The 22507-nt window shown below is 62.3% G+C and carries 19 protein-coding genes, 1 pseudogene and 1 riboswitch; of the genes and pseudogenes, 12 read left to right on the forward strand and 8 right to left on the reverse strand.

Annotated features, from left to right (window positions below):
* Window positions 1–105 precede the first annotated feature (105 nt).
* Both C2846_RS04350 and metK read left to right on the forward strand, forming a co-directional pair.
* The gene (locus C2846_RS04350; RefSeq protein ID WP_095624799.1) at window positions 106–1122 is read left to right on the forward strand and encodes an ArsR/SmtB family transcription factor; all 1017 of its coding nucleotides are present in this window, start codon (window positions 106–108) and stop codon (window positions 1120–1122) included.
* Window positions 1119–2303, forward strand: coding sequence for a methionine adenosyltransferase (gene metK, locus C2846_RS04355; protein ID WP_080049386.1), 1185 nt, complete (start codon window positions 1119–1121; stop codon window positions 2301–2303). The genes C2846_RS04350 and metK overlap by 4 nt, the downstream gene beginning before the upstream one ends.
* Before the next feature lie 130 nt (window positions 2304–2433).
* Here metK and C2846_RS04360 read toward each other — a convergent pair whose 3' ends face one another.
* Window positions 2434–2895, reverse strand: coding sequence for a c-type cytochrome (locus C2846_RS04360; protein WP_165443759.1), 462 nt, complete (start codon window positions 2893–2895; stop codon window positions 2434–2436).
* A 264-nt stretch (window positions 2896–3159) separates the two neighbouring features.
* A riboswitch (S-adenosyl-L-homocysteine riboswitch) is annotated at window positions 3160–3237 on the forward strand.
* A gap of 20 nt (window positions 3238–3257) precedes the next feature.
* On the opposite strand from C2846_RS04360, the gene ahcY reads away from it, so the two are divergent.
* The 3 genes and pseudogenes from ahcY to C2846_RS04375 form a co-directional block, all read left to right on the forward strand.
* On the forward strand, window positions 3258–4664 hold the full coding sequence (gene ahcY, locus C2846_RS04365; RefSeq protein WP_080049384.1) for an adenosylhomocysteinase: 1407 nt from the start codon (window positions 3258–3260) through the stop codon (window positions 4662–4664).
* A 49-nt stretch (window positions 4665–4713) separates the two neighbouring features.
* A complete protein-coding gene (gene metF, locus C2846_RS04370) occupies window positions 4714–5559 on the forward strand; it encodes a methylenetetrahydrofolate reductase [NAD(P)H] (protein WP_080049383.1) in 846 nt (281 codons plus the stop codon).
* Window positions 5560–5729: 170 nt separating this feature from the next.
* Window positions 5730–7145: pseudogene (locus C2846_RS04375) on the forward strand (DEAD/DEAH box helicase); the annotation flags it as partial.
* Between the two features lie 26 nt (window positions 7146–7171).
* On the opposite strand, the gene C2846_RS04380 reads toward C2846_RS04375, so the two are convergent.
* Together C2846_RS04380 and C2846_RS04385 are read right to left on the reverse strand one after the other, a co-directional pair.
* On the reverse strand, window positions 7172–7414 hold the full coding sequence (locus tag C2846_RS04380; RefSeq protein WP_080049382.1) for a TMF family protein: 243 nt from the start codon (window positions 7412–7414) through the stop codon (window positions 7172–7174).
* 96 nt (window positions 7415–7510) lie between these two features.
* On the reverse strand, window positions 7511–8119 hold the full coding sequence (locus C2846_RS04385) for a DUF3617 family protein (RefSeq protein ID WP_080049381.1): 609 nt from the start codon (window positions 8117–8119) through the stop codon (window positions 7511–7513).
* A gap of 238 nt (window positions 8120–8357) precedes the next feature.
* Here C2846_RS04385 and C2846_RS04390 point away from each other — a divergent pair, with 238 nt between their 5' ends.
* From C2846_RS04390 to C2846_RS04405, 4 genes are read left to right on the forward strand one after another with little or no spacing between them, the layout of a single operon-like run.
* A complete protein-coding gene (locus C2846_RS04390; protein WP_119700775.1) occupies window positions 8358–8777 on the forward strand; it encodes a hypothetical protein in 420 nt (139 codons plus the stop codon).
* A complete protein-coding gene (locus tag C2846_RS04395; RefSeq protein WP_080049379.1) occupies window positions 8770–9426 on the forward strand; it encodes a CDP-alcohol phosphatidyltransferase family protein in 657 nt (218 codons plus the stop codon). The genes C2846_RS04390 and C2846_RS04395 overlap by 8 nt, the downstream gene beginning before the upstream one ends.
* A gap of 3 nt (window positions 9427–9429) precedes the next feature.
* Window positions 9430–10386, forward strand: a complete 957-nt coding sequence (locus tag C2846_RS04400; RefSeq protein ID WP_205890096.1) for a phosphatidate cytidylyltransferase — start codon at window positions 9430–9432, stop codon at window positions 10384–10386.
* A gap of 10 nt (window positions 10387–10396) precedes the next feature.
* On the forward strand, window positions 10397–11056 hold the full coding sequence (locus C2846_RS04405) for a lysophospholipid acyltransferase family protein (protein WP_080049378.1): 660 nt from the start codon (window positions 10397–10399) through the stop codon (window positions 11054–11056).
* A gap of 15 nt (window positions 11057–11071) precedes the next feature.
* Here the strand turns inward: C2846_RS04405 and C2846_RS04410 are convergent, their stop codons facing one another.
* The 3 genes from C2846_RS04410 to C2846_RS04420 form a co-directional block, all read right to left on the reverse strand.
* Window positions 11072–13879 (reverse strand): FAD-binding and (Fe-S)-binding domain-containing protein, encoded by a 2808-nt coding sequence (locus tag C2846_RS04410; protein ID WP_119700776.1) that lies wholly within the window; start codon window positions 13877–13879, stop codon window positions 11072–11074.
* 20 nt (window positions 13880–13899) lie between these two features.
* The gene (gene lldD / locus C2846_RS04415) at window positions 13900–15045 is read right to left on the reverse strand and encodes an FMN-dependent L-lactate dehydrogenase LldD (RefSeq protein WP_119700777.1); all 1146 of its coding nucleotides are present in this window, start codon (window positions 15043–15045) and stop codon (window positions 13900–13902) included.
* A gap of 70 nt (window positions 15046–15115) precedes the next feature.
* On the reverse strand, window positions 15116–16810 hold the full coding sequence (locus C2846_RS04420; RefSeq protein WP_080049375.1) for an L-lactate permease: 1695 nt from the start codon (window positions 16808–16810) through the stop codon (window positions 15116–15118).
* Between the two features lie 211 nt (window positions 16811–17021).
* On the opposite strand from C2846_RS04420, the gene C2846_RS04425 reads away from it, so the two are divergent.
* Window positions 17022–17798: an FCD domain-containing protein gene (locus C2846_RS04425; RefSeq protein WP_119700778.1), complete on the forward strand. Its 777-nt coding sequence runs from the start codon at window positions 17022–17024 to the stop codon at window positions 17796–17798.
* Between the two features lie 132 nt (window positions 17799–17930).
* Window positions 17931–18722, forward strand: a complete 792-nt coding sequence (locus tag C2846_RS04430; protein WP_080049373.1) for a universal stress protein — start codon at window positions 17931–17933, stop codon at window positions 18720–18722.
* A gap of 99 nt (window positions 18723–18821) precedes the next feature.
* Here the strand turns inward: C2846_RS04430 and C2846_RS04435 are convergent, their stop codons facing one another.
* Both C2846_RS04435 and C2846_RS04440 read right to left on the reverse strand, forming a co-directional pair.
* Complete coding sequence (locus C2846_RS04435) at window positions 18822–20003, reverse strand: CaiB/BaiF CoA transferase family protein (protein ID WP_119700779.1); 1182 nt, start codon at window positions 20001–20003, stop codon at window positions 18822–18824.
* Window positions 20004–20235: 232 nt separating this feature from the next.
* The gene (locus tag C2846_RS04440; RefSeq protein WP_080049371.1) at window positions 20236–21417 is read right to left on the reverse strand and encodes an acyl-CoA dehydrogenase; all 1182 of its coding nucleotides are present in this window, start codon (window positions 21415–21417) and stop codon (window positions 20236–20238) included.
* Between the two features lie 170 nt (window positions 21418–21587).
* Between C2846_RS04440 and C2846_RS04445 the strand changes: the two genes are divergently transcribed.
* Window positions 21588–22493, forward strand: coding sequence for a LysR family transcriptional regulator (locus C2846_RS04445; RefSeq protein WP_080049370.1), 906 nt, complete (start codon window positions 21588–21590; stop codon window positions 22491–22493).
* The last annotated feature ends 14 nt before the right edge of the window (window positions 22494–22507 follow it).

Here is a 22507-nt window from a genome sequence, read left to right on the forward strand (position 1 = left end):
ACCAGCCACCACCCGGCAGACGAATGGAGACCACTTATCGACCTATATCAAAGTTTTTTGATATAGGTCTTGCGAGCGTCAGCGCAGCCCTCTACACTGCCCGCCATGACTCAACATGCGCAACTTGTCGCCCACCCGGGCCACACCTCGCCCGTCGACCACCTGGCCAACTTCTGCAAAGCAGCCAGCGACAGCCTGCGCCTGGACATCCTGCGCGCCCTGCGCAACGACTCTTTCGGGGTACTGGAACTGGCGCAGATCTTCGCCGTGCGCCAGTCCGGCATGAGTCACCACCTCAAGATTCTGGCCAACGCCGGACTGGTCAGCACCCGCCGGGAAGGCAACTCGATCTTTTATCGTCGCAGCCTGCCGCAGGGTGACAACCACTGGCGCGCTCTGCACGAACAACTGCTAGCCGGGCTCGACGCTGTGACGCTGGACCCGGAACTGCAAGCCGCCATCGACACCGTGCACGCCCAACGCGCCGAACTGTCACGCCAGTTCTTCAGCCGCTTCAACGATGGCACCCCAGCCCAACAGGACCTGATTGCCCATTTCGGCCTCTACCGTGAGCCGCTGCTGGGCCTGCTCGACAGCCTCGCGGCCGACGCCCGCACCCTGGCGATTGAAGTCGGCCCCGGCGAGGGCGGCTTTCTGCCCGACCTGGCCGCCCGTTTCGAACGGGTGATCGCCCTGGACAACGCCCCGTCAATGCTTGAACGGGCCAGCCAGCACTGCCGCGAAGCCGGGCTTGCCAACGTCGACTGCCTGCTCGCCGACGCTCTGACGCCCCAAAACCTACCCCTGGCCGACTGCCTGGTCTGCAACATGGTGCTGCACCACATGCCGGCCCCGGCCGAAGCGCTCAAACGCTTTGCCAGCCTGATCAAACCCGGTGGCAGCCTGATCCTGACCGAACTGTGCAGCCACGACCAGAGCTGGGTACGCGACAGTTGCGGCGACCTGTGGCTGGGCTTCGACCAGGACGACCTCAGCCATTGGGCCCAAGACGCCGGACTCAGCGCCGGGGCCAGCCTGTACCTGGGACTGCGCAACGGTTTCCAGATCCAGATTCAACAATTTGCCAACCATCCGCCCGCAGAGGAAAGGATATTGCTATGAGCGATTACTCGATTTTCACTTCCGAATCCGTTTCCGAAGGACATCCGGACAAGCTCGCTGACCAGATTTCCGACGCGGTGCTCGATGCCATCCTGGCCGAAGACAAATTCGCCCGGGTAGCCTGCGAAACCATGGTCAAAACCGGCGTAGCCATCGTCGGCGGTGAAATCACCACCAGCGCCTGGATCGATCTGGAAGACCTGGTGCGCAACGTCATCATGGATATCGGCTACACCTCCTCCGATGTCGGCTATGACGGCGCCACCTGCGGCGTGATCAACATCATCGGCAAACAGTCACCGGACATCGCCCAGGGCGTCGACCGGCAGAAGCCCGAAGACCAGGGCGCGGGCGATCAGGGCCTGATGTTCGGCTATGCCAGCAACGAAACCGACGTGCTGATGCCAGCTCCGATTACCTTCGCCCACCGCCTGGTCGAGCGCCAGGCCGAAGCCCGCAAGAGCGGCCTGCTGCCGTGGCTGCGCCCAGACGCCAAATCACAGGTCACCTGCCGCTACGACGCCGGCAAGGTGGTTGGCATCGACGCCATCGTCCTGTCGACCCAGCACAACCCGGACGTCAGCCAGAGCGACTTGCGCGAAGCGGTAATGGAGCTGATCGTCAAGCACGTGATCCCAGCTGAACTGCTGCACGCCGACACCCAGTTCCACATCAACCCGACCGGCAAGTTCGTGATCGGCGGACCGGTCGGCGACTGTGGCCTGACCGGACGCAAGATCATCGTCGACACCTACGGCGGCATGGCCCGCCACGGTGGCGGCGCCTTCTCCGGCAAGGACCCGTCCAAGGTTGACCGCAGCGCCGCCTATGCCGGCCGCTACGTAGCCAAGAACATCGTCGCCGCCGGTCTGGCCGACAAGTGCGAAATCCAGGTGTCCTACGCCATCGGCGTCGCCCAGCCGACCTCGGTATCGATCAACACCTTCGGCACCGGCAAGATCAGCGACGACAAGATCATCCAACTGGTACGCCAGCACTTCGACCTGCGGCCCTACGCAATTACCCGCATGCTCGACCTGCTGCACCCGATGTACAAGGCCACCGCCGCCTACGGCCACTTCGGCCGCAACCCCTACGAGATGAGCGTGAACGGCGACACCTTCACCGCCTTCCCGTGGGAAAAGACCGACAAGGCCGAAGCGCTACGCGCCGAACTGTAACCAGCCCTCGTCATTGGCAATCCAGACCACAGCGTAAACCGCACCCTGGCCTGGATTGCCACAGGCCTGCGGCCTTCGCAATGACGGGCTGCTGAAGCAACGAGGCCGGGTAGGCACTTCCACGCATGGCTTAACGGCGGTAGTCGTCGTGACAGGCCTTGCAGGCCTGCTGTACGGCGGTCAGCGGCTGGCGCACCTGGTCAAGGCTGTCGACACCCTCACGGGTAACAGCAGCCAGCTCATTGACCGCTGACTTGTAGGCGTCGATGGCAGCGGCAAAGCCTTCGGGGTCAGACCAGATCTCTGGACGCGAGGCGTTGCGCTGGTTTGACTCGCCCGGTTCGGGGAAATGCGCCCAGGGCGCGTCGATCAACTCGACCAGCCCTTCGGTATGCGCGGCAAAGGCCTCGCCGTCGAAGGCAACGCGCCCCAGCAGCATGCCGCCCAGCGGCTCGCTGTGACCGAGAATCTGCTTGAAGGCCGCCTGACGCTGGCCTTCCGGCGAGTTGGGGTCGACCTGATTGCTACAGGCACTCAGGGTCAGACCCAGAATGCAGAGAGACAGAAGTTTGAAGGGTGAAGCTGGGAGCATGGTTTCATCCGACACAAAGAAGAAGGTGGAGCACTGATTGACTGCACAGGACTGCAGGCGGTGTTGCCAGTCACCTGTTCTGGACCGTCGATGCCCAGGGATGGGCATCGCCGAGCGCACAGGGATGTGCTTGTAGCGTGTCCGGAACAGGTGACTGGCAATGCCGCAGGCACGCTTATTGATTCAATCAGTGCTACGCAAACGGTGGAATTGTAACGACAAGCAATCCGTACAACAGCCACCGCACACAGTTTGCAACACACCCCAACCGAGGGGCGCTGCAGCGACATTGGTCGTCAGGCTCGGTCCGGGGCAGATGAGAAACAACCGCGCCCATTCGCACAAACGAATGGAGAAACCGCATGAGTGCAGTTATGAACGAAAACTTTACCGACTACAAAGTCGCCGACATCAGCCTGGCCGCCTGGGGTCGCCGGGAAATCATCATCGCCGAATCGGAAATGCCGGCACTGATGGGCCTGCGCCGCAAATACGCCGGCGAACAGCCGCTCAAGGGCGCCAAAATCCTTGGCTGTATCCACATGACCATCCAGACTGCGGTACTGATCGAAACCCTCACCGCCCTGGGTGCCGAAGTGCGCTGGTCATCATGCAACATCTTCTCCACCCAGGACCAGGCCGCCGCCGCCATCGCTGCTGCCGGCATCCCGGTATTCGCCTGGAAAGGTGAAACCGAAGAAGAGTACGAATGGTGTATCGAGCAGACCATCCTCAAGGACGGCCAGCCCTGGGACGCCAACATGGTTCTGGATGATGGCGGCGACCTGACCGAAATCCTCCACAACAAATACCCGCAAATGCTCGAGCGCATTCACGGCATCACCGAAGAAACCACCACCGGTGTCCACCGCCTGCTCGACATGCTGAAAAAAGGCACCCTCAAAGTCCCGGCGATCAACGTCAACGACTCGGTGACCAAGAGCAAGAACGACAACAAGTACGGCTGCCGCCACAGCCTCAACGACGCCATCAAGCGCGCCACCGACCACCTGCTGTCCGGCAAGCAGGCCCTGGTCATCGGCTATGGCGACGTGGGCAAGGGCTCGGCCGCCTCGCTGCGCCAGGAAGGCATGATCGTCAAGGTCAGCGAAGTCGACCCGATCTGCGCCATGCAAGCCTGCATGGACGGCTATGAAGTCGTCTCGCCCTACAACAACGGCCTCAACGACGGCACCGAAGCCAGCATCAACAAGGAACTGCTGGGCAAGATCGACCTGATCGTCACCACCACCGGCAACGTCAACGTCTGTGACGCCAACATGCTCAAGGCGCTGAAAAAGCGCGCCGTGGTGTGCAACATCGGCCACTTCGACAACGAAATCGACACTGCCTACACCCGCGCCAACTGGCACTGGGAAGAGGTCAAGCCGCAGGTACACAAGCTGCACCGCACCGGCAAGGACAACTTCGACCCGAGCAACGACGACTATCTGATCCTGCTCGCCGAAGGCCGCCTGGTGAACCTCGGCAACGCCACCGGCCACCCAAGCCGGATCATGGATGGCTCGTTCGCCAACCAGGTACTGGCCCAGATCCATTTGTATGGCGAGAAGTTCGCCGACCTGCCGGCTGCCGATAAGGCCAGCAAGCTGCGGGTTGAAGTGTTGCCGAAGAAACTCGACGAAGAAGTCGCGCTGGAAATGGTCAAAGGCTTTGGTGGCGTCGTCACCCGCCTGACCCAGACCCAGGCCGACTACATCGGCGTAACCGTCGAAGGGCCGTTCAAGGCCGACGATTACCGCTACTGACCCGCAGCGGGCCTGGTGCGCCAGGCCCCTGCCCCGATAGAGACAGAGCATGAGCACACATAACAAAGCGCCCGTCAGCTTCGAGTTTTTCCCGACCAAGACTGACGCCGGACATGAAAAACTGATTGCCACCGCCCATGTGCTGGCGGCACACAACCCCGAGTTCTTCTCGGTAACCTACGGTGCCGGCGGCTCAACCCGCGACCGCACGCTGAACACCGTGCTGCAACTGGACGGCGACGTAAAAGTGCCGACCGCACCGCACCTGTCCTGCGTCGGCGACAGCAAGGACGACCTGCGCAGCCTGCTCAACCAGTACCGCGATGCCGGCATCAAGCGTATTGTCGCCCTGCGTGGCGACCTGCCCTCAGGCATGGGTCAGGCCTCCGGCGAGCTGCGCTACGCCAACGAACTGGTCGAATTCATCCGCACCGAGACCGGTGATCACTTCACTATTGAAGTCGCCGCCTACCCGGAAGCCCATCCCCAGGCCCGCAACTTCGAGGATGACCTGGCCAACTTCGTGCGCAAGGCCAAGGCCGGCGCCGACAGCGCGATCACCCAGTACTTCTTCAACGCCGACTGCTACTTCCACTTCGTCGACCGGGTCCGCCAGGCCGGCGTGGATATCCCGATCGTGCCCGGCATCATGCCGATTACCAACTACAGCAAGCTGGCGCGCTTCTCCGATGCCTGCGGCGCCGAGATTCCGCGCTGGATCCGCAAGCAACTGGAAGCCTACGGCGATGACAGCGACAGCATCGTCGCCTTCGGCACCGACGTAATCAGCGACATGTGCCAACGCCTGCTCGACGGCGGCGCACCGGGCCTGCACTTTTACACCCTCAATCAGGCCGAACCGAGTCTGGCGGTGTGGCGCAACCTGAACAAGTAAGCCAGAACCTCTGATTCAATCGAGCTCTGCCCAGGCTCGATTGAATCAGCGACTCCCTGGCCACCGATCACCGGACAGCCACTTTGTCCATGTTATCTGTTAAACTCCGCGACCTTCATCACCGGCCGCACGAACAACCCGTTCGCATCGGCCATCACAGGGTTATCTGAATGTCCTTTGCTTCTCTCGGTCTGTCCGACGCGCTGGTTAGCGCTGTCGCCGCCACCGGCTATTCCACTCCGACCCCCGTCCAGGCGCAGGCGATCCCTGCCGTACTGGAAGGCCGCGACCTGATGGTTGCCGCCCAGACTGGCACCGGCAAGACCGCCGGTTTCTCCTTGCCGCTGCTGGAGCTGCTGTTCCCTGGCGGCCACCCGGACGCCAACCACAAACGCGCGCCGCGTCAGGTTCGCGCTCTGGTTCTGACTCCGACCCGCGAACTGGCAGCCCAGGTGCATGACAGCATCCTCACCTATGCCCGTGATCTGCCACTGAAAAGCGCCTGCATTTTCGGCGGCGTCGGCGCCAGCCCCCAGGTCAAGGCCATCGCCCCCGGCCTCGACGTACTGGTCGCCTGCCCCGGCCGCCTGCTGGATTTGACCAACCAGAAAATGGTCGACCTGTCCAAGGTGGAAATTCTGGTACTCGACGAAGCCGACCGTATGCTCGACATGGGTTTCATCCACGACGTGAAAAAGGTGATTGCCAAGCTGCCGGCCAAACGCCAGAACCTGCTGTTCTCGGCGACCTTTTCGAAGGAAATCACCGAACTAGCCAACCGCCTGCTGCACAACCCGGCGCGCATCGAAGTCACCCCGCCGAATACCACGGTCGAGCGCATCGAGCAGAAAGTGTTCCGCATCGCCTCCGGTCACAAGCGTGCGCTGCTGGCGCACCTGGTAACCTTGGGCGCCTGGGAGCAGGTACTGGTGTTCACTCGCACCAAGCACGGCGCCAACCGCCTGGCCGAGTACCTGGAAAAGAACGGCCTGCCGGCCGCCGCGATCCATGGCAACAAGAGCCAGAACGCCCGTACCAAAGCCCTGGCCGACTTCAAGGCCAACAAAATTCGTCTGCTGGTCGCCACCGACATCGCCGCCCGCGGTCTGGACATCGACCAGTTGCCGCATGTGGTCAATTTCGAACTGCCCAACGTGGCTGAAGACTATGTGCACCGCATCGGCCGTACCGGCCGGGCCGGGCGCAGCGGTGAAGCGATTTCCCTGGTCAGCCCGGATGAGGAAAAGCTGCTCAAGGCCATTGAGCGCATGACCCGTCAGCGTATCGAAGAGGGTGACGACCAGAACTTCCAGCCGCCGGCCCAGGCCGAACTCAACAGCGACCGCCCCGAGCGTCAGCCACGTGGGCAGCGCCCACAGGGTCAGGCCCGCGGTCAGGGTCGCAATGACAAGCCGCGGCATGAAAAGCGCCAAGGGCAAAGCAACGGTCAGCGTCCGGCCCGCCGCGATGAGCAGGCACAGGACAAACCGCGCAGAACCGAGGTCAACGGCAATCGGGCAGCCAAGCCGCAGCGCCAGGACGGCGCGCCACGGCCGGCTGGCGGCCCTCGCCGCGAGCGGGAGAAGCCGGCACTGTTTGGCGGCTAAAGCCGCTACTGACTGGCTTCCAGCATCTGCAAAGCCTTGCCCAGCACCTTGACCGACTCGCTATGACGGCCGGCGTTGTGCAAGGCTTCACCCTCTTCGCGCAACGCCTTGACCTGCTCCAGCACCACCGGATCGCTGGGCGGGCTGCTCTGCAAAATGCTATCGATTCTGGCCATGTCTGCCGGACAATGCATGGCCAGCACAGCGCCACTGAACAGCAGCGCCATTACCACAAGCAAAGAACGCATTGACTCACCTCCTACCGGCCTAACGAGCTATGGGTGCCGGTTCTTGATCAGTATAGTTGCGCCCCCGCCAAGGTCAGGACCGTCCATCGCTGGCACTCACATCTCCGCCAACTCGCCGCAGTCACTGCCAACCCATACCGATACCTCGGTCTGACGGATATCCAGCGGGCCGCTCTCCAGCCCTTCCATGCCTGGCGGAATATCATCAGTGTCGATATTGAGCCGCCCCTTGCCGGTGAAACTGGAACGCATCTCCCGGTTGCTGACCATCAACAGTTCACCTTGGACGTCGCCCACAAAACCATCATCGGCACCCGGCTCGCAGTGCCCGGTAAAGCGCAACCGGGAAGCCCCATCCTGACTGATCTGCATATTGCAGTTGGGCATTTCCTCGCGCATCTCCGCCATCAGCGAGGCCGGATCGATCAGGCTGGAGGCATCCTCAGCGGTGATGCATTGCATCTCCACCGCCAGATCGTCGGTACCGCCCATCATTTCTTCCATCGCCAGCCGATACTCTTCCGGCAGGCTGCTAAGCATTTGCTTCTGGGCCTCGCGCATGGCCGCGATAACATCCTGGCCATTGACCAGGGTAGTAGCCTCACTGCGCCACAGACCGGGTTCCGGCAAAGGCGACAAGGTCTGGGCATGGGCCTGGACAAGACTCAGCGTCAGCAGCGAGGTTGCAAGGATCAGTACACGCACGGATTACCTCCTGTAATCAGGTCAGCACTCTCAAGCCAACAAGCCCAGGAGCCGCGGCGTTTTGAGAAGAAGGTTATGGAGTTGTGACTATAGCCCTCCGCGACCGCCCCAGCAAAAGCCATGAACGGGATCGGGCAGTCGATCACACCCCGAGCCGATCAAGGCAGTGCACAGCCGAGAGCACAGGCTATATACTCCCGAGTTCTGAAAACCCACCGCAGTCAAAGGATGACGATTTATGCCCAGCAAGGATGCCAGCGCTGACCAGCGCCTGCCCGCCGCCGCATTGGCGTTCGTGCTCTGGGGCGGCTGGGCAGTGCTAGCCAACCAGAGCGTCGGCATTGCCCAGGCGGTTCTGGCCGGCGCCCTGCAGGGCACTGCCAGCGCGGTGATCACTTTGATCATGGCGGCCCTGGCCACTCGCCTTTACCACCGATTTCACCATCCCTTGATCAAGGTGCTGGCACCGCCCTGCCTGATTGTCAGCGTCACCAGCAGCCTGTTGTATCTGATTCACAGCCTGGGGCAAACGCCCAACCTATGGCTCACCATCATTCCACCCAGCAGTCTGGCCCTGGCCTTCTGCCTGTACCTGACCCTGCGTCTGGCCAAACAAACCCGCGACTCTGTCGCCCACAGCGAGCCCAACCATGAGTGAAGCGTCCAATCGCCGTCCGCTGAAGATTCGCGACCAGCGGATCATGAACCGTATCGCCGCCTGGCTCAGCCAACGCCAGGTGACCCCGAACCAGATTTCCGTGCTCAGCGTGCTGTTCGCCGCTGCTGGTGGCGCCGCGCTGATCGCCGCCGGATACAGCAGCGGCGGCCTGTGGTCCCTGTGGCTGGTGCTGGCGGCGTTGATGATCCAGTGCCGGCTGCTGTGTAACCTGTTCGACGGCATGGTGGCAATGGAAGGCGGCAAGCAAACCCCGGCTGGCGAGCTGTTCAACGACGTGCCTGATCGCATCGCCGATCCACTGCTAATCGTCGCCTGCGGCTTCGCCCTGCCGGAATATCCCTCGGCCATGTGGCTGGCCTGGCTTGGCGCACTGCTGGCGGTGATGACAGCCTACATCCGGGTACTCGGCGTATCGCTGGGCCTGCCGGCTGATTTTCGCGGGCCGATGGCCAAGCAACAGCGCATGGCCCTGCTGACCCTGGCCTGCCTGGCCTCGGCGCTGGAGTTTCTCTGGGACGGCAATGGCCAGATCCTCTGGGTCGCGCTGATCGTGCTGGTCGCCGGCAGCGCCCTGACCTGTGTGCGCCGGCTGCTAAGCGCCTATCAACAACTGAACCAGGGAGCCTGAGCCATGGATATCGGCTTGCCGTTCATGCTCGAACTGACACCCAACACCCTCACCGCCATGCTACTGGTGCTGGCCATGCTGGTGATCGCCTCACTCAGCCAGTGGCTGCTGAGCAGCCGCCTGAGCGCCGACGCGCACCAGGAATTGCGCCAGCGTATCAACTCCTGGTGGATCATGGTGCTGGTGGTGTTTACCGCTCTGATGATTGGCCGCACCGCCTCGCTGATCTTCTTCACCATCCTCAGCTTCATCGCCCTGCGTGAGTTCTTCTCGATCCTGCCGGTACGGCTGACCGATCGTCGGCTGATTCTGGCGCTGTACCTGATGATCCCGGTGCACTACTACTGGATCGCCACCGACTGGTACGGCATGTTCACCATCTTCATTCCGGTCTACCTGTTCCTGATGATCCCCTTCGGCTTGCTGCTGCTGGGTGAGACCAAAGGCTTCATCCGCGCGGTGGCCTCGTATCAGTGGGCGGTGATGACCACAGTGTTCGCCATCAGTCACGTAGCCTACCTGCTGATGCTGCCGGCGGAGAACAACCCGGCTGGCGGCGGTGTCGGCCTGGTGCTGTATCTGGTGTTCCTGACCCAGTTCAATGATGTCGCCCAGTACATCTGGGGCAAGACCTTCGGCAACCGCAAGATCGTCCCTGGCATCAGCCCGAACAAGACCTGGGAAGGTTTTCTTGGCGGCATCGCCACCACCACTTTGCTCGGCGCTCTACTGGCCCCGTGGCTCACCCCGCTGCTGTGGTGGCAAGGCCTGTTCGCCGGCTTGCTGATCGGGGTCGCCGGTTTCGTTGGTGACCTGACCGTCTCGGCGGTCAAACGCGACCTGCGGATCAAGGACACCGGCCGTCTGATTCCCGGCCACGGCGGTATTCTCGATCGTATCGACAGCCTGATGTATACCGCGCCGCTGTTCTTCCACTTCCTGCGTTACACGGCGTACTGAGGAGTCCGACATGCCTTTTCTGCAACGTCTGCCGAAGATCCTGTTCTTCCTGCTGATCGTGCGCCCGGTGGTCTACCTGATGCTCGGCCTCAACGTGATGCAGCGCGAGAAACTGCCTACCCAGGGGCCGGCGATCCTGGCCGCCAACCACAACAGCCACCTGGACACCCTGGTGCTGATGTCGCTGTACCCGCTGTCAGCCCTGGCACGCCTGCGCCCGGTGGCGGCCGCCGACTATTTTCTGCGCAACCGCTTCACCACCTGGCTGTCACTCAACCTGATCGGCATCATCCCGCTGGATCGTCAGGGTCAGGTCGACAAGGACAAGGTGTTCGAACAGTGCCAGCAGGCCTTGGCCGACGGCCAGATCCTGCTGCTGTTCCCCGAGGGTAGCCGCGGCGACCCGGAGCAGTTGCAGCCGCTGCGCAAGGGCATCTACCACCTGGCACGCAGCTATCCCGGCACCCGGGTCACGCCAATTGCCCTGCACGGACTGGGCAAGGCCCTGCCCAAGGGCGGGTCGATGATCGTCCCGTTCAACTGCGATGCCGTGGTCGGCGAGGCGCTGGAAACCGGCGAGGATTGCGAAGCCTTCATGGGCGAGTTGCAAACCGCCCTGGAAGCCCTGCTGGCCCAGTGCATTACCCGCCGCGAGGCGCTGGAAGAATAGCGGCGCCAACGCGGCTCAGGCAATGGGCCGCGTCACCCGGTCAACCAGATATACCAGCCCGCGATAATCGATACCGCTGTGGCTGCTCAGCCCGATCTCGCAGGTACGGCTGGTCGACACCCCCAGCTCGCAGTGCTGCACCGCCGACTTGAGACTGCGCAGGGCGTGGTCGTTGAGTGCCGGCAGGCTGAAGCCTTTATCGCCGGCAAAGCCGCAGCAATGAATCCCTTCCGGCACTACTACCTGGGTGCTGCAGCGCCGGGCAACTGCCAGCAGCGCCTCGGCCTCGCCCAGGTGTTGGGTGCTGCAGGTCACATGCACCGCCACCGGGGTGTCGATTGGCTCAAACGCCAGCCGCTCAAGCAGGTGCTCGCGAATAAAGCGCACCGGATCGTACAGGTTGAGCCGCGCATCCGGCATGCCCTGCACCAACCGCAGGGTACAGGGACTGGTATCGCAATAGATCGGATAACGACCCTGTTCGCTGGCCGCCAGCAACGCTGCCAGCAATTCTTCGCGCTTGCGCTCGCCCTGCTCGAGATACCCCTTGGAGGCGAACGGCTGACCGCAGCACAACTCATCCAGCCCAGCCGGGAAAATCACCTCAAAGCCCGCCTTCTCCAGTAATGCACAGGTCTTGTCGAACAGCGACACAGGCTCGTCACTGCCCGCCGCCGGCCCCATGACCCGCGAGATGCAGGCCGGCAGATAGACCACCTTGGGTTTGTCCGTCGCCCGAACCGGCGGCGGCTCGACCCAGCGCAGCGCCTGCGGCATGGCCGGGGTCCACTGTGGCAGTCGCTCCCCAGACCAGCGTCGCGCACTACGGCTGAGCTTGAGTAACCGCGGCGCTCCCAACAACCGCTGCGCCATACCAGCCAGCATCAGGCTCAGACGCGCGCCCTTAAGCGTTGTAGCGAAATGTCCGGCTAACCAGTCGGCGCGGCCCGGATGCCGGGCCTGCCCGGCGCGCAGTTCACGCACCAGGTCACCGGTATTGATCCCCACCGGGCAGCGCTGGGCGCACAGACCGGTAGCCGCGCAACTGTCGATGCCCTGATGCTGAAACGCCGCTTCCAGCTCGCGGGTATCGATGCCGGCACGCTTACGCGCCTGAATGTCACGCCAGATGACAATGCGCTGACGCGGCGTCAGAGTCAGGCCGTTGCTCGGGCACACCGGCTCGCAGAAGCCGCACTCGATACACTTGTCGACGATGGCATTGGCCGCCGGCAAAGACTTGAGGTTTTTCAGGTGAATCTGCGGATCGTCAGACAGCACCACATCAGGATTGAGAATGCCCTGCGGGTCGAGCAGACGCTTGATCGCCCACATCAGCTGATAGGCCTCGCGGCCCCACTCCAGTTCGACAAACGGCGCCATGTTGCGCCCCGTGCCGTGCTCGGCTTTCAGCGCGCCGGCAAACTCGACCGCCACCAGTTGCGCCACATCCTGCATGAAGGCCTCGTAGCGGCCTTTTTCCGTCTCGCTATCGAAGCCCTGGGTGAAGACAAAGTGCAGGTTGCCCTCCAGCGCATGGCCGAAGATGATCGCCTCGGCGTAACCATGCTTGTCGAACAGCGCCAGCAGGCGGTTGACGCCCTCAGCCAGAGCCTCGACCGGAAAGGTCACGTCCTCGATGATCACCGTGGTGCCGGTAGCGCGCACCGCCCCCACGGCCGGGAAGGTGTCCTTGCGGATTTTCCACAACTGGTTGTAGACCTTGGGGTCGGTACTGAAATCCACCTGTTTTTCACGCGGGAACTGCGCCACCGAGGCCATGATCCGCTCGATCTGCTCGCTCAGCAGCTCAGCGCCCGAGGCCCGGGTCTCGATCAGCAGCGCGCAGGCGCCGGCGGATAGCGTGCCGACCCACTCAGGCATGCCCGGCATGCTCTCGACCGAGCGCAGACTGCGGCGATCAAGCAACTCCACTGCTGATACCGGCTGCTGTTTGAGCAGCGGCACCGCCCGGCAGCAGCTCTCGACATCGGGAAACACCAGCAGCGCACTGGCCTTGTGCGGGTGCTCGGGTACGGTGTCGTAGGTCACTGCACTGATAAACCCCAGAGTGCCTTCGGAGCCGACCATCAGGTGGCTGAGAATATCCAATGGGTCGGTGAAATCGACCAGCGCATTGAGCGACAGCCCGGTGGTGTTCTTCAGCCGGTACTTGTGGCGAATGCGGCTGGCCAACTCGCTGTTGGCCCGGGTCTGGCGCGCCAGCTCGTCCAGTTGCGCCAGCAGCGGCGCATGACTGCGCCGAAAGGCAGCAACACTGGCCGGGTCTTCGGTGTCCAGCAAGCTACCATCAGCCAGCACCAGGCGCAGCCCGGCCAGGGTGTGGTAGCTGTTCTGTGCGGTACCGCAACACATGCCGCTGGAATTGTTGGCGACGATACCGCCAATCTTGGCTGCGTTGATCGAGGCTGGGTCCGGACCGATCTTGCGTCCCAGCGGCGCCAGCACGGCGTTCGCCGCCGCACCGATCACACCCGGCTGCAGACGGATCTGCGCACCGCCATGACGGATTTCGCGGCCGTTCCAGTGATCGCCCAGCACGATCAGTACTGAATCGCTGATCGCCTGCCCGGACAGGCTGGTGCCTGCGGCGCGGAAGGTCACCGGCACCTGGTGACTGTTCGCCAGACGTAGTAACGCGATCACCTCAGTTTCGGACTCGACCCGCACTACCAGTTGAGGAATCAGCCGGTAAAAGCTGGCGTCGGTACCGAACGCCAGGGTCGAGAGCGGATCGTCGAACAGCCGCTCGGCGGGGATCAGATGCCGGGTAGCAGCGAGAAAGTCGGCGGGCAGGCTCATGGGTTCTCCGGGTGACAAGGTTACTGGGCCAGTTCACGCACCAGCAGATCAGCATTGATCTCGCTGACCGACTTGGCCCCGGTCAGCACCATGGCCACGCGCATTTCCTTCTCTATCAGATCCAGCAGATTGGCCACCCCGGCCTCGCCATCGGCGGCCAGCGCATAAATGAAGGCGCGCCCGAGCATCGCGCAGTCGGCGCCCAGCGCCAGCATGCGCACCACATCCAGGCCAGTACGAATGCCCGAATCGACCAGGATTTTCAGCTCGCCCTTGACCGCATCGGCAATCGCCGGCAGCGCCCGGGCGCTGGACAAGACACCGTCGAGCTGACGGCCGCCGTGGTTGGACACGACGATACCGTCGGCGCCGAAGCTGACCGCATCACGGGCATCCTCAGGATCGAGAATGCCCTTGATCACCATCGGCCCATCCCAGAATTCGCGAATCCACTCCAGATCCTTCCAACTGATTGACGGATCGAAATTGGCCCCCAGCCAGCCGATATAGTCGGCCAGCCCGGTCGGGTTGCCGCGGTAGGCGGAAATGTTGCCCAGATCGTGCGGCCTGCCCAGCAGGCCAACATCCCAAGCCCAGCGCGGATGGGTCACCGCCTGCAACATGCGCCGCAGCGGCGCGTTAGGGCCGCTCATGCCGGAATGCGCATCGCGGTAACGGGCGCCCGGCACCGGCATGTCGACGGTAAATACCAGGGTCGTCACCCCAGCGGCCTTGGCCCGCTCCAGGGCGTTTTCCATGAACCCGCGATCCTTGAGCACATAGAGCTGGAACCACATCGGCCGATCGATGGCCGGCACCACTTCCTCAATCGGGCACACCGACACCGTCGACAGGGTAAAGGGAATGCCCTTGGCCGCTGCCGCCCGCGCCGCCTGCACCTCGCCCCGGCGGGCATACATGCCGGTCAGCCCGACCGGTGCCAGCGCCACTGGCATGGCCAGGGTTTCATCGAACAGCCGGGTTTCCAGGCTCAGCTGCGACATGTTCTTGAGCACCCGCTGACGCAGGGCGATATCGGCCAGATCGGCAACATTGCGTCCCAGCGTGTGTTCGGCATAGGCACCACCGTCGATGTAATGAAACAGGAACGGCGGCAGCCGGCGCTGGGCGGCGGCTCGGTAATCGGTGGAGGCAGAAATGATCATCGAAGGTTTCCCATGGTGTCTTCAAACGCACAGCGCCCCGGTCAGCCCCGGGGCGTCGTCAGGCCGGGTATCAACCGCCCAGCAACGGGTCGCTGACGCCCAGTACATAGGCGGCGAACAGCGCAATCAGGCCAGTCATCAGCACATAGTACAAGGTTGGCCAGACGGTCTTGCGCAGCGTCTGGCCTTCGCGCCCAAGCAGCCCGACCGTGGCCGAGGCCGCCACGACATTATGGATTGCCACCATATTGCCGGCGGCGGCGCCAATGGCCTGTACCGCAACAATCAGGGCCGTGGACAGCCCCAGGTTGGTGGCCACTCCAAACTGGAACTGGCTGAACATCATGTTCGAGACCGTGTTGGAGCCGGCCAGGAACGCACCCAGCGCACCAATGGTCGGCGCCACCAGCGGATAGATGCCGCCTACGCTGTCGGCCATGAACCGGGCCATGGCAATCGGCATGCTCGGCAGATCGGCGGCGTTGACCCCGGAGTTGATCAGGATACGCACCATCGGCACGGTGAACAGCAACACGAAACCGGCACTGAGCAACACCCCGCTGGACTCCCTGACTGCGGCGGTCAATTCCCGCACCCGCATGCGGTGGATGAAAAAGGTCGCCAACACCACCAGCACCAGAATACCGCCGGGCAGGTAGAACGGCTCAATGCCTGCGTTGAGGCCGCTCTCACCCAGCAAGTTGCTGGCACTGAAAGACACCGAGCGGAACAGCGCCGTCGCCTCAGGGAACACTCGGCTGATCACCAGGATCAGACCGACCAGCAGATACGGCAACCAGGCGCGCCAGCTGCTCATCGGCTTGGCGGTCAGCTCCTCCAGCTTCATCTCAATACTGCCCAGCCACTCACTCGGCCAGCTTTCACGCGGGGCGAAATCCCACACAGTTTTCGGCACCAGAAAGCCGAAACGGGCCGCCGTGGTCACAATACCCAGACCAACCAGACCACCCAGCAGCGAGGGGAATTCCGGCCCGAGAAACACCCCGGTGAGCATGTAGGGAATGGTGAAGGCTATACCGGCGAACAGGGCGAAAGGCACCACCTCAAGTCCGGCGCGCCAGCTCTTCTCCTTGCCGAAGAAGCGGGTCAGCATCAACGCCATGATCACCGGCATTACGCTACCGACCAGCGCATGAATGATCGCCACTTTGGCGCTCACCAGCATCAGATAGGCGTCCCAGCTTGAGCCCTGAGCCAGTAGCTCGGCGCCGATGGTGGCGCTGTCCAGGCCGGTGGTTACGCCAACCAGAATCGGAGTACCGACCGCGCCAAAGGACACCGGCGTGCTCTGCACCAGCATCCCCATCAGCACCGCCGCCATCGCCGGGAAGCCGACGGCCACCAGCAGCGGTGCGGCAATGGCGGCTGGTGTCCCGAAGCCCGAGGCACCTTCAATGAAACAGCCGAACAGCCAGGCGATAATGATCGCCTGAATCCGCCGGTCAGGGCTGATAGTAGTGAAGCCGGCACGGATCGCCGTGATCCCGCCCGAATGCTTGAGCGTATTGAGCAGCAAGATGGCGCCGAAGATGATCCACAGCAGCCCCAGGGTAATGATCAGTCCTTGCAGGGTGGAAGCCAGAATCCGGTTGAGACTCATGTCCCAGGCGAACAGACCAATGGCAGCAGTCAACAGATACACCAGTGGCATGGCACGACGTGCCGGCCAGCGCAGGCCGATCAGCAGAATACCGGCCACCAGTATTGGGGTGAAGGCCAGCAAGGCAAGTAATCCAGATGACATAGGGGGCTCCAGTGATTGTTGTGAATGGATTTGCCCAATTGGTAATACCAATTTACAATAAACGCTGTTCAGGGTATGGCAGCAACCGGCCCACAGTCAATTACCGGCTCTTAGACTTTGGTATAACCATTGTAATCAGCAGCTTTATCCTTGAAGCGCGCCAAGGCATAATTCCAAAATTGGTATGACCAATAAATTATCGAGCTAAAACATGGAAATTGGACAGATTCGCCAGCGGCGTCTGGCAGACACCATCGTCGAACAACTGGAAGCCATGATTCTGGAAGGCGCACTGACGTCGGGACAGCGACTACCGGCCGAGCGGGTACTGGCCGAGCAGTTCGGCGTGTCACGCCCTTCGCTGCGTGAAGCCATTCAAAAACTGGTTGCCAAGGGTCTGCTGATCAGCCGCCAGGGCGGCGGCAACTATGTCAGCGACTCGCTCGGCTCCAGCTTCAGCGATCCTTTGCTGGCACTGCTGGAAGGCCGCCCGGAAGCCCAGCGCGACCTGCTGGAGTTTCGTCATACCCTGGAAGCGGACTGCGCCTACTACGCCGCCCTGCGCGCCACCGAAGTAGACCAGCAGCATTTGCGCAGTGCCTATGAAACTCTGCAAAGCTGTTACGCCCCTGCCAGCAAGGCCAGCCGCGCCGAGGAAGGCGCCGCCGATGCGCGCTTTCATCTGGCAATTGCCGAAGCCAGCCACAACATGATCTTGCTGCACACCATTCGCGGCCTGTTCGACCTGCTCAAGCGCAATGTGGTGACCAATATTGGCGGCATGTACGAACTGCGCCCGGAAACCCGGCAAATGCTGATGCAGCAGCATCAGGAACTGTTCGAGGCAATCATCGAACGGCGTGCGGACGACGCACGCGCCTGTGCCAGCCGGCACATCGGTTACGTGCAGACCGTACTGGCTGAGCGCCGCGAAGAGCAGCAGCGCCGGGCCAGAGCCCAGCGCCGGGAAAAGCCATTGAAAGGCTGACAACCCACAGCGTTGTCTAAACTGATTACAACGACCAACCGTCCCGACGTTTGACCCAGGTCATGGGCAGCCCCAGGCCAGACTGCAACACTGGCTGGCAGGCCCAATACAATCAGTACAAGGAGAACGGCAATGCTTGCACACTGCATCCTCAGCGTGGATTACTCCGCAGACTGGAACAAAACGCTAGATCACCTGCCGGCCATCAAGCCGCTGCTGGGGTTGGAACGACTGACCCTGGTCTACGTGGTCGAAACTCACAAGCGCCCGCATATCGAAGACAGCGGCGCCTCGGCCGAGTCGCGACTCAAGGCCCTGTCTGCCCAGTTGAGCAAGGATCTGGGCATCGGCGTCGACTATGAAGTGCGGCGTGGCTTTGCCGCCTCGGAAGTACTGGAAGCTGCGCGCAAGCTCAAGGCCAATGGCATCATCACCCTGAACAAGAGCCATTCCAGTGGCCGCGAGTTCTTTCTCGGCAATATCGCCATGAACCTGGCACGCATGACCCGCCTGCCGCTATTGATGCTCTCGAGTGACGGCGCCGTGGTCGAACCCGACGCTCCCATTCTGTTCGCCACCGACGGCTCCACAGCCAACCACAACGCTCAGAACTGCTTTGAAGCCTTCATGAAACAAGGCGGGCACGGCCTGGCGGTGTGGGTTGACTCGGATGAGCATGACGACGCCGAAGCCGCGCAGCATGTGCTCAACGACCTGACCGGGCGCTACCCGCATGTTGCCGCGCGGCGCCTGAAAGGTACCGCCAGCCGTGAGATTGCAGACCTGTCTCAGGATGAACGAGCAGCACTGGTGATCGTCGGCAAACGCGGCAGTACGCCAATTGCCGAACTGATGCTCGGCAGCACCGCCGAAAACATCGCCCGCGCCTGCCGCCAACCGGTACTGCTGGTACCCTCTGCCTAAGGCTGGCTGCACGAGGAGGCTGGATCAGCCCCCTCCTGGGAAGCGGGAGCACCTGCTCCCGCTGCAAGCCTTGAGCAAGACAATCAAGCCCCGGACACCCTACGCTCCCAGCCAGTCAGCCAGCACCTCACGCGTATGCTGCCCCAGCAACGGCGGAGCGGCCCGGTACTCAGCCGGAGTACGCGACAGCCGAATCGGATTGGCCACCAGATCGACCTGCCCGGCCAACGGGTGTTCCAGCGTGATCTTCAACTGCCGGGCCTGCACCTGCGGATCGGCAAACACCGCCGCCAGATCGTTGATCGGCCCACAGGGCACCCCGGCCTGCTCCAACAACGCCACCCACTCGGCGGTGGTACGGAACACGGTAACCTGCCGAATCAACGGAATCAGTTCGGCCCGGTGCGCGACTCGCGCAGCATTGCTGGCGAACCGCGGATCATCGGCCCACTCCGGGTGCCCGGCCACTTCGCAGAACTTGCGGAACTGACCGTCGTTGCCCACGGTGAGAATAAAATCGCCATCGGCGGTAGGAAAATCCTGATATGGCACGATATTGGGATGCGCATTGCCCAGGCGCCTAGGCGGCTGACCGGTGGTCAGATAGTTCAGCGCCTGATTGGCCAGGCAGGCAACCTGCACATCCAGCAGCGCCAGATCGATATGCTGACCCAGGCCACTGCGCTCACGCTCGGCCAACGCGGCGAGGATCGCATTGCTGGCATACAGACCGGTCAACACATCGGTCAGCGCCACCCCGACCTTGACCGGGCCAGCGCCCTGCTCACCGTCAGCCCGCCCGGTCACGCTCATCAGCCCACCCAGGCCCTGAATCATGAAGTCGTAGCCGGCACGCCTTGAGTAAGGCCCATCCTGACCGAAGCCAGTCACCGAGCAATAGATCAGCCGCGGATTGAGCGCCTGCAGACTGACATGGTCCAGCCCATAAGCCGCCAGCCCCCCGACCTTGAAGTTCTCGATCAGCACATCGGCCCGGGCCGCCAGTTCACGCACCTGCTGCTGGCCTTCGGGCTGGGTGAAGTCGATGGCGATCGAGCGTTTGTTGCGGTTGGCACAGAGGAAGTAGGCCGCTTCAGAGGTATCGCGCCCGTCGGCATCCTTGAGATAGGGTGGCCCCCAGGCACGGGTATCATCACCCGAACCAGGACGTTCGACCTTGACCACATCGGCACCCAGATCCGCCAGCATCTGCCCGGCCCAGGGGCCGGCCAGCACACGGGACAGATCAAGCACTTTCAAACCAGACAGAGCACCAGGCATATTTGCCTCCAAGGCAGATCAGCCGGCTGGACGTATCCTGTAAACGTTATTGCGAGGAGCAGGGGACGGCCATCCGCCGACGCGGCAATCCATTCAGTATCGAGCAACCCATGGATTGCCACAGGCCTTTGGCCTTCGCAATGACGGCGGGGCATCGCACAAGCACCGCGCCCGAAACCCATGGATTGCCACGGGCCAAAGGCCCTCGCAATGACAGCCAGCCTGGGTTGCTTCAGAAAAACGCCTGAAGGCCCGTCTGCGCCCGGCCCAGAATCAGCGCATGGACGTCATGAGTCCCTTCGTAGGTGTTGACCACTTCCAGGTTGACCACGTGGCGGATCACCCCGTACTCATCGGAAATGCCGTTACCACCGAGCATATCGCGAGCTACACGGGCGATATCCAGCGACTTGCCGCAGGAGTTGCGCTTCATGATCGAGGTGATTTCCACCGCTGCCGTGCCTTCGTCCTTCATCCGGCCCAGACGCAGGCAGCCCTGCAGTGCCAAAGTGATTTCGGTCTGCATGTCGGCCAGTTTCTTCTGGATCAACTGGGTTTGCGCCAGCGGGCGACCGAACTGGGTGCGGTCCAGAGTGTACTGACGGGCGGTGTGCCAGCAGAATTCAGCCGCGCCCAGCGCGCCCCAGGAAATACCGTAACGCGCAGAGTTCAGGCAGGTGAAGGGCCCTTTCAAACCGGTGACATGCGGCAGCAGGTTCTCTTCCGGAACGAACACATCGTCCATCACGATTTCACCGGTGATCGAGGTACGCAGACCAACCTTGCCCTTGATCGCCGGCGCACTCAGACCTTCCCAGCCCTTTTCCAGAATGAAGCCGCGAATCACGTCGTCTTCGGTCTTGGCCCAGACCACGAACACATCAGCAATCGGACTGTTGGTGATCCACATCTTGGCGCCCTTGAGGCGATAGCCACCCTCGACCTTGCGCGCCCGGGTGACCATCGACCCCGGATCGGAACCATGGTTAGGCTCGGTCAAGCCGAAGCAGCCGATCCACTCACCGCTGGCCAGCTTGGGCAGGTACTTGCGCTTCTGCTCCTCGCTGCCGAACTCGTTGATCGGCACCATCACCAGTGACGACTGCACGCTCATCATCGAACGGTAACCGGAATCGACCCGCTCCACTTCACGGGCGATCAGGCCGTAGCACACATAGTTCAGACCGCTGCCGCCGTACTCGGTGGGAATGGTCGCACCCAGCAGGCCCAGCTCACCCATTTCGCGGAAGATCGCCACATCGGTCTCTTCATTGCGGAACGAGTTGAGCACCCGCGGCATCAGCTTGTCCTGGCAGTACTGCGCAGCGGAATCACGCACCATGCGCTCTTCTTCAGTCAGTTGCTGATCCAGCAGCAGCGGGTCGATCCAGTTGAATTGTGCTTTAGCGGCCATGGGAACTCCGTCAATCGGTTAGGCAATCACGCACCCACAACGAGCGCTGTTCAAGTGGATTAAGCCTAGACCCGTGCGCACCGGCAGGCAAACGCGTTTTTTGCAGACACCTGTGCTAGATTGGAACTCCGAAAAATGTTAGCCGCCGATAGAAAGCTGAAGGATACCCCATGCGCCGCAAGATCCCCCCGACCCAGGCCCTGATCTGTTTCGAATCCGCCGCCCGCCATGAAAGCTTCACCAAGGCCGCCGAGGAACTGTCACTGACTCAAAGCGCGGTATGCCGGCAGATCGCCAATCTGGAAGAGTTTCTCGACGTGCAATTGTTCCGCCGCACCCGGCGCGGAGTGAAGCTGACCGAAACTGGCCAGACCTACAGTCGGCGCATCGCCAACCGGCTCGATGCGGTCGAGCGCGACACCCTGTCGGTGATGGGCAACCAGGGCACCGCGACCCTGGAACTGGCCACAGTACCGACCTTCGCCACGCAATGGCTGCTGCCGCGACTGAACGGTTTTCTTGTGCAACATCCGCACGTCACGGTCAACCTGACCAACCGCACCCGGCCCTTTCTGTTCGCCGACACCGAATTCGACGCCGCCATCTACTTTGGCGACGGCGACTGGTCGGGTACCGAGGTGCACTTTCTCATGCACGAATCGCCGGTGCCGGTGTGCAGTCCGGCATTGATCGCACCTGCAACCGCATTGACACCCGAACAGATTGCCCAGCTACCCCTGCTGCAACAAACCACCCGCCCCTACGCCTGGCGCCAATGGTTCGCCTCGCTCGGCATGCGTGTTGAACACGACCTCAACGGCACCCGCCTGGAACTGTTCTCCATGCTGGCCCAGGCCGCCATGCATGGCATGGGCGTTGCCCTGATCCCACCGTTCCTGATCCAGGACGAGCTGGCCAGCGGCACACTGATCAACCCCTGCGCCCACAGCTTCGACAGCGACAACGCCTATTACCTGACTATCCCCGAACGCAAAGCCGAGTCCGCCACGCTACAAGCGTTCAGGGATTGGTTATTGCTGGAGGCGCAGGCCTATCGAACTGAAAGCACCGGCTGACAGCCCAGCCACCC

Origin of the sequence: Pseudomonas jilinensis (assembly GCF_003586265.1) — a bacterium.
In the GTDB taxonomy this organism is placed as follows: domain Bacteria; phylum Pseudomonadota; class Gammaproteobacteria; order Pseudomonadales; family Pseudomonadaceae; genus Halopseudomonas; species Halopseudomonas phragmitis.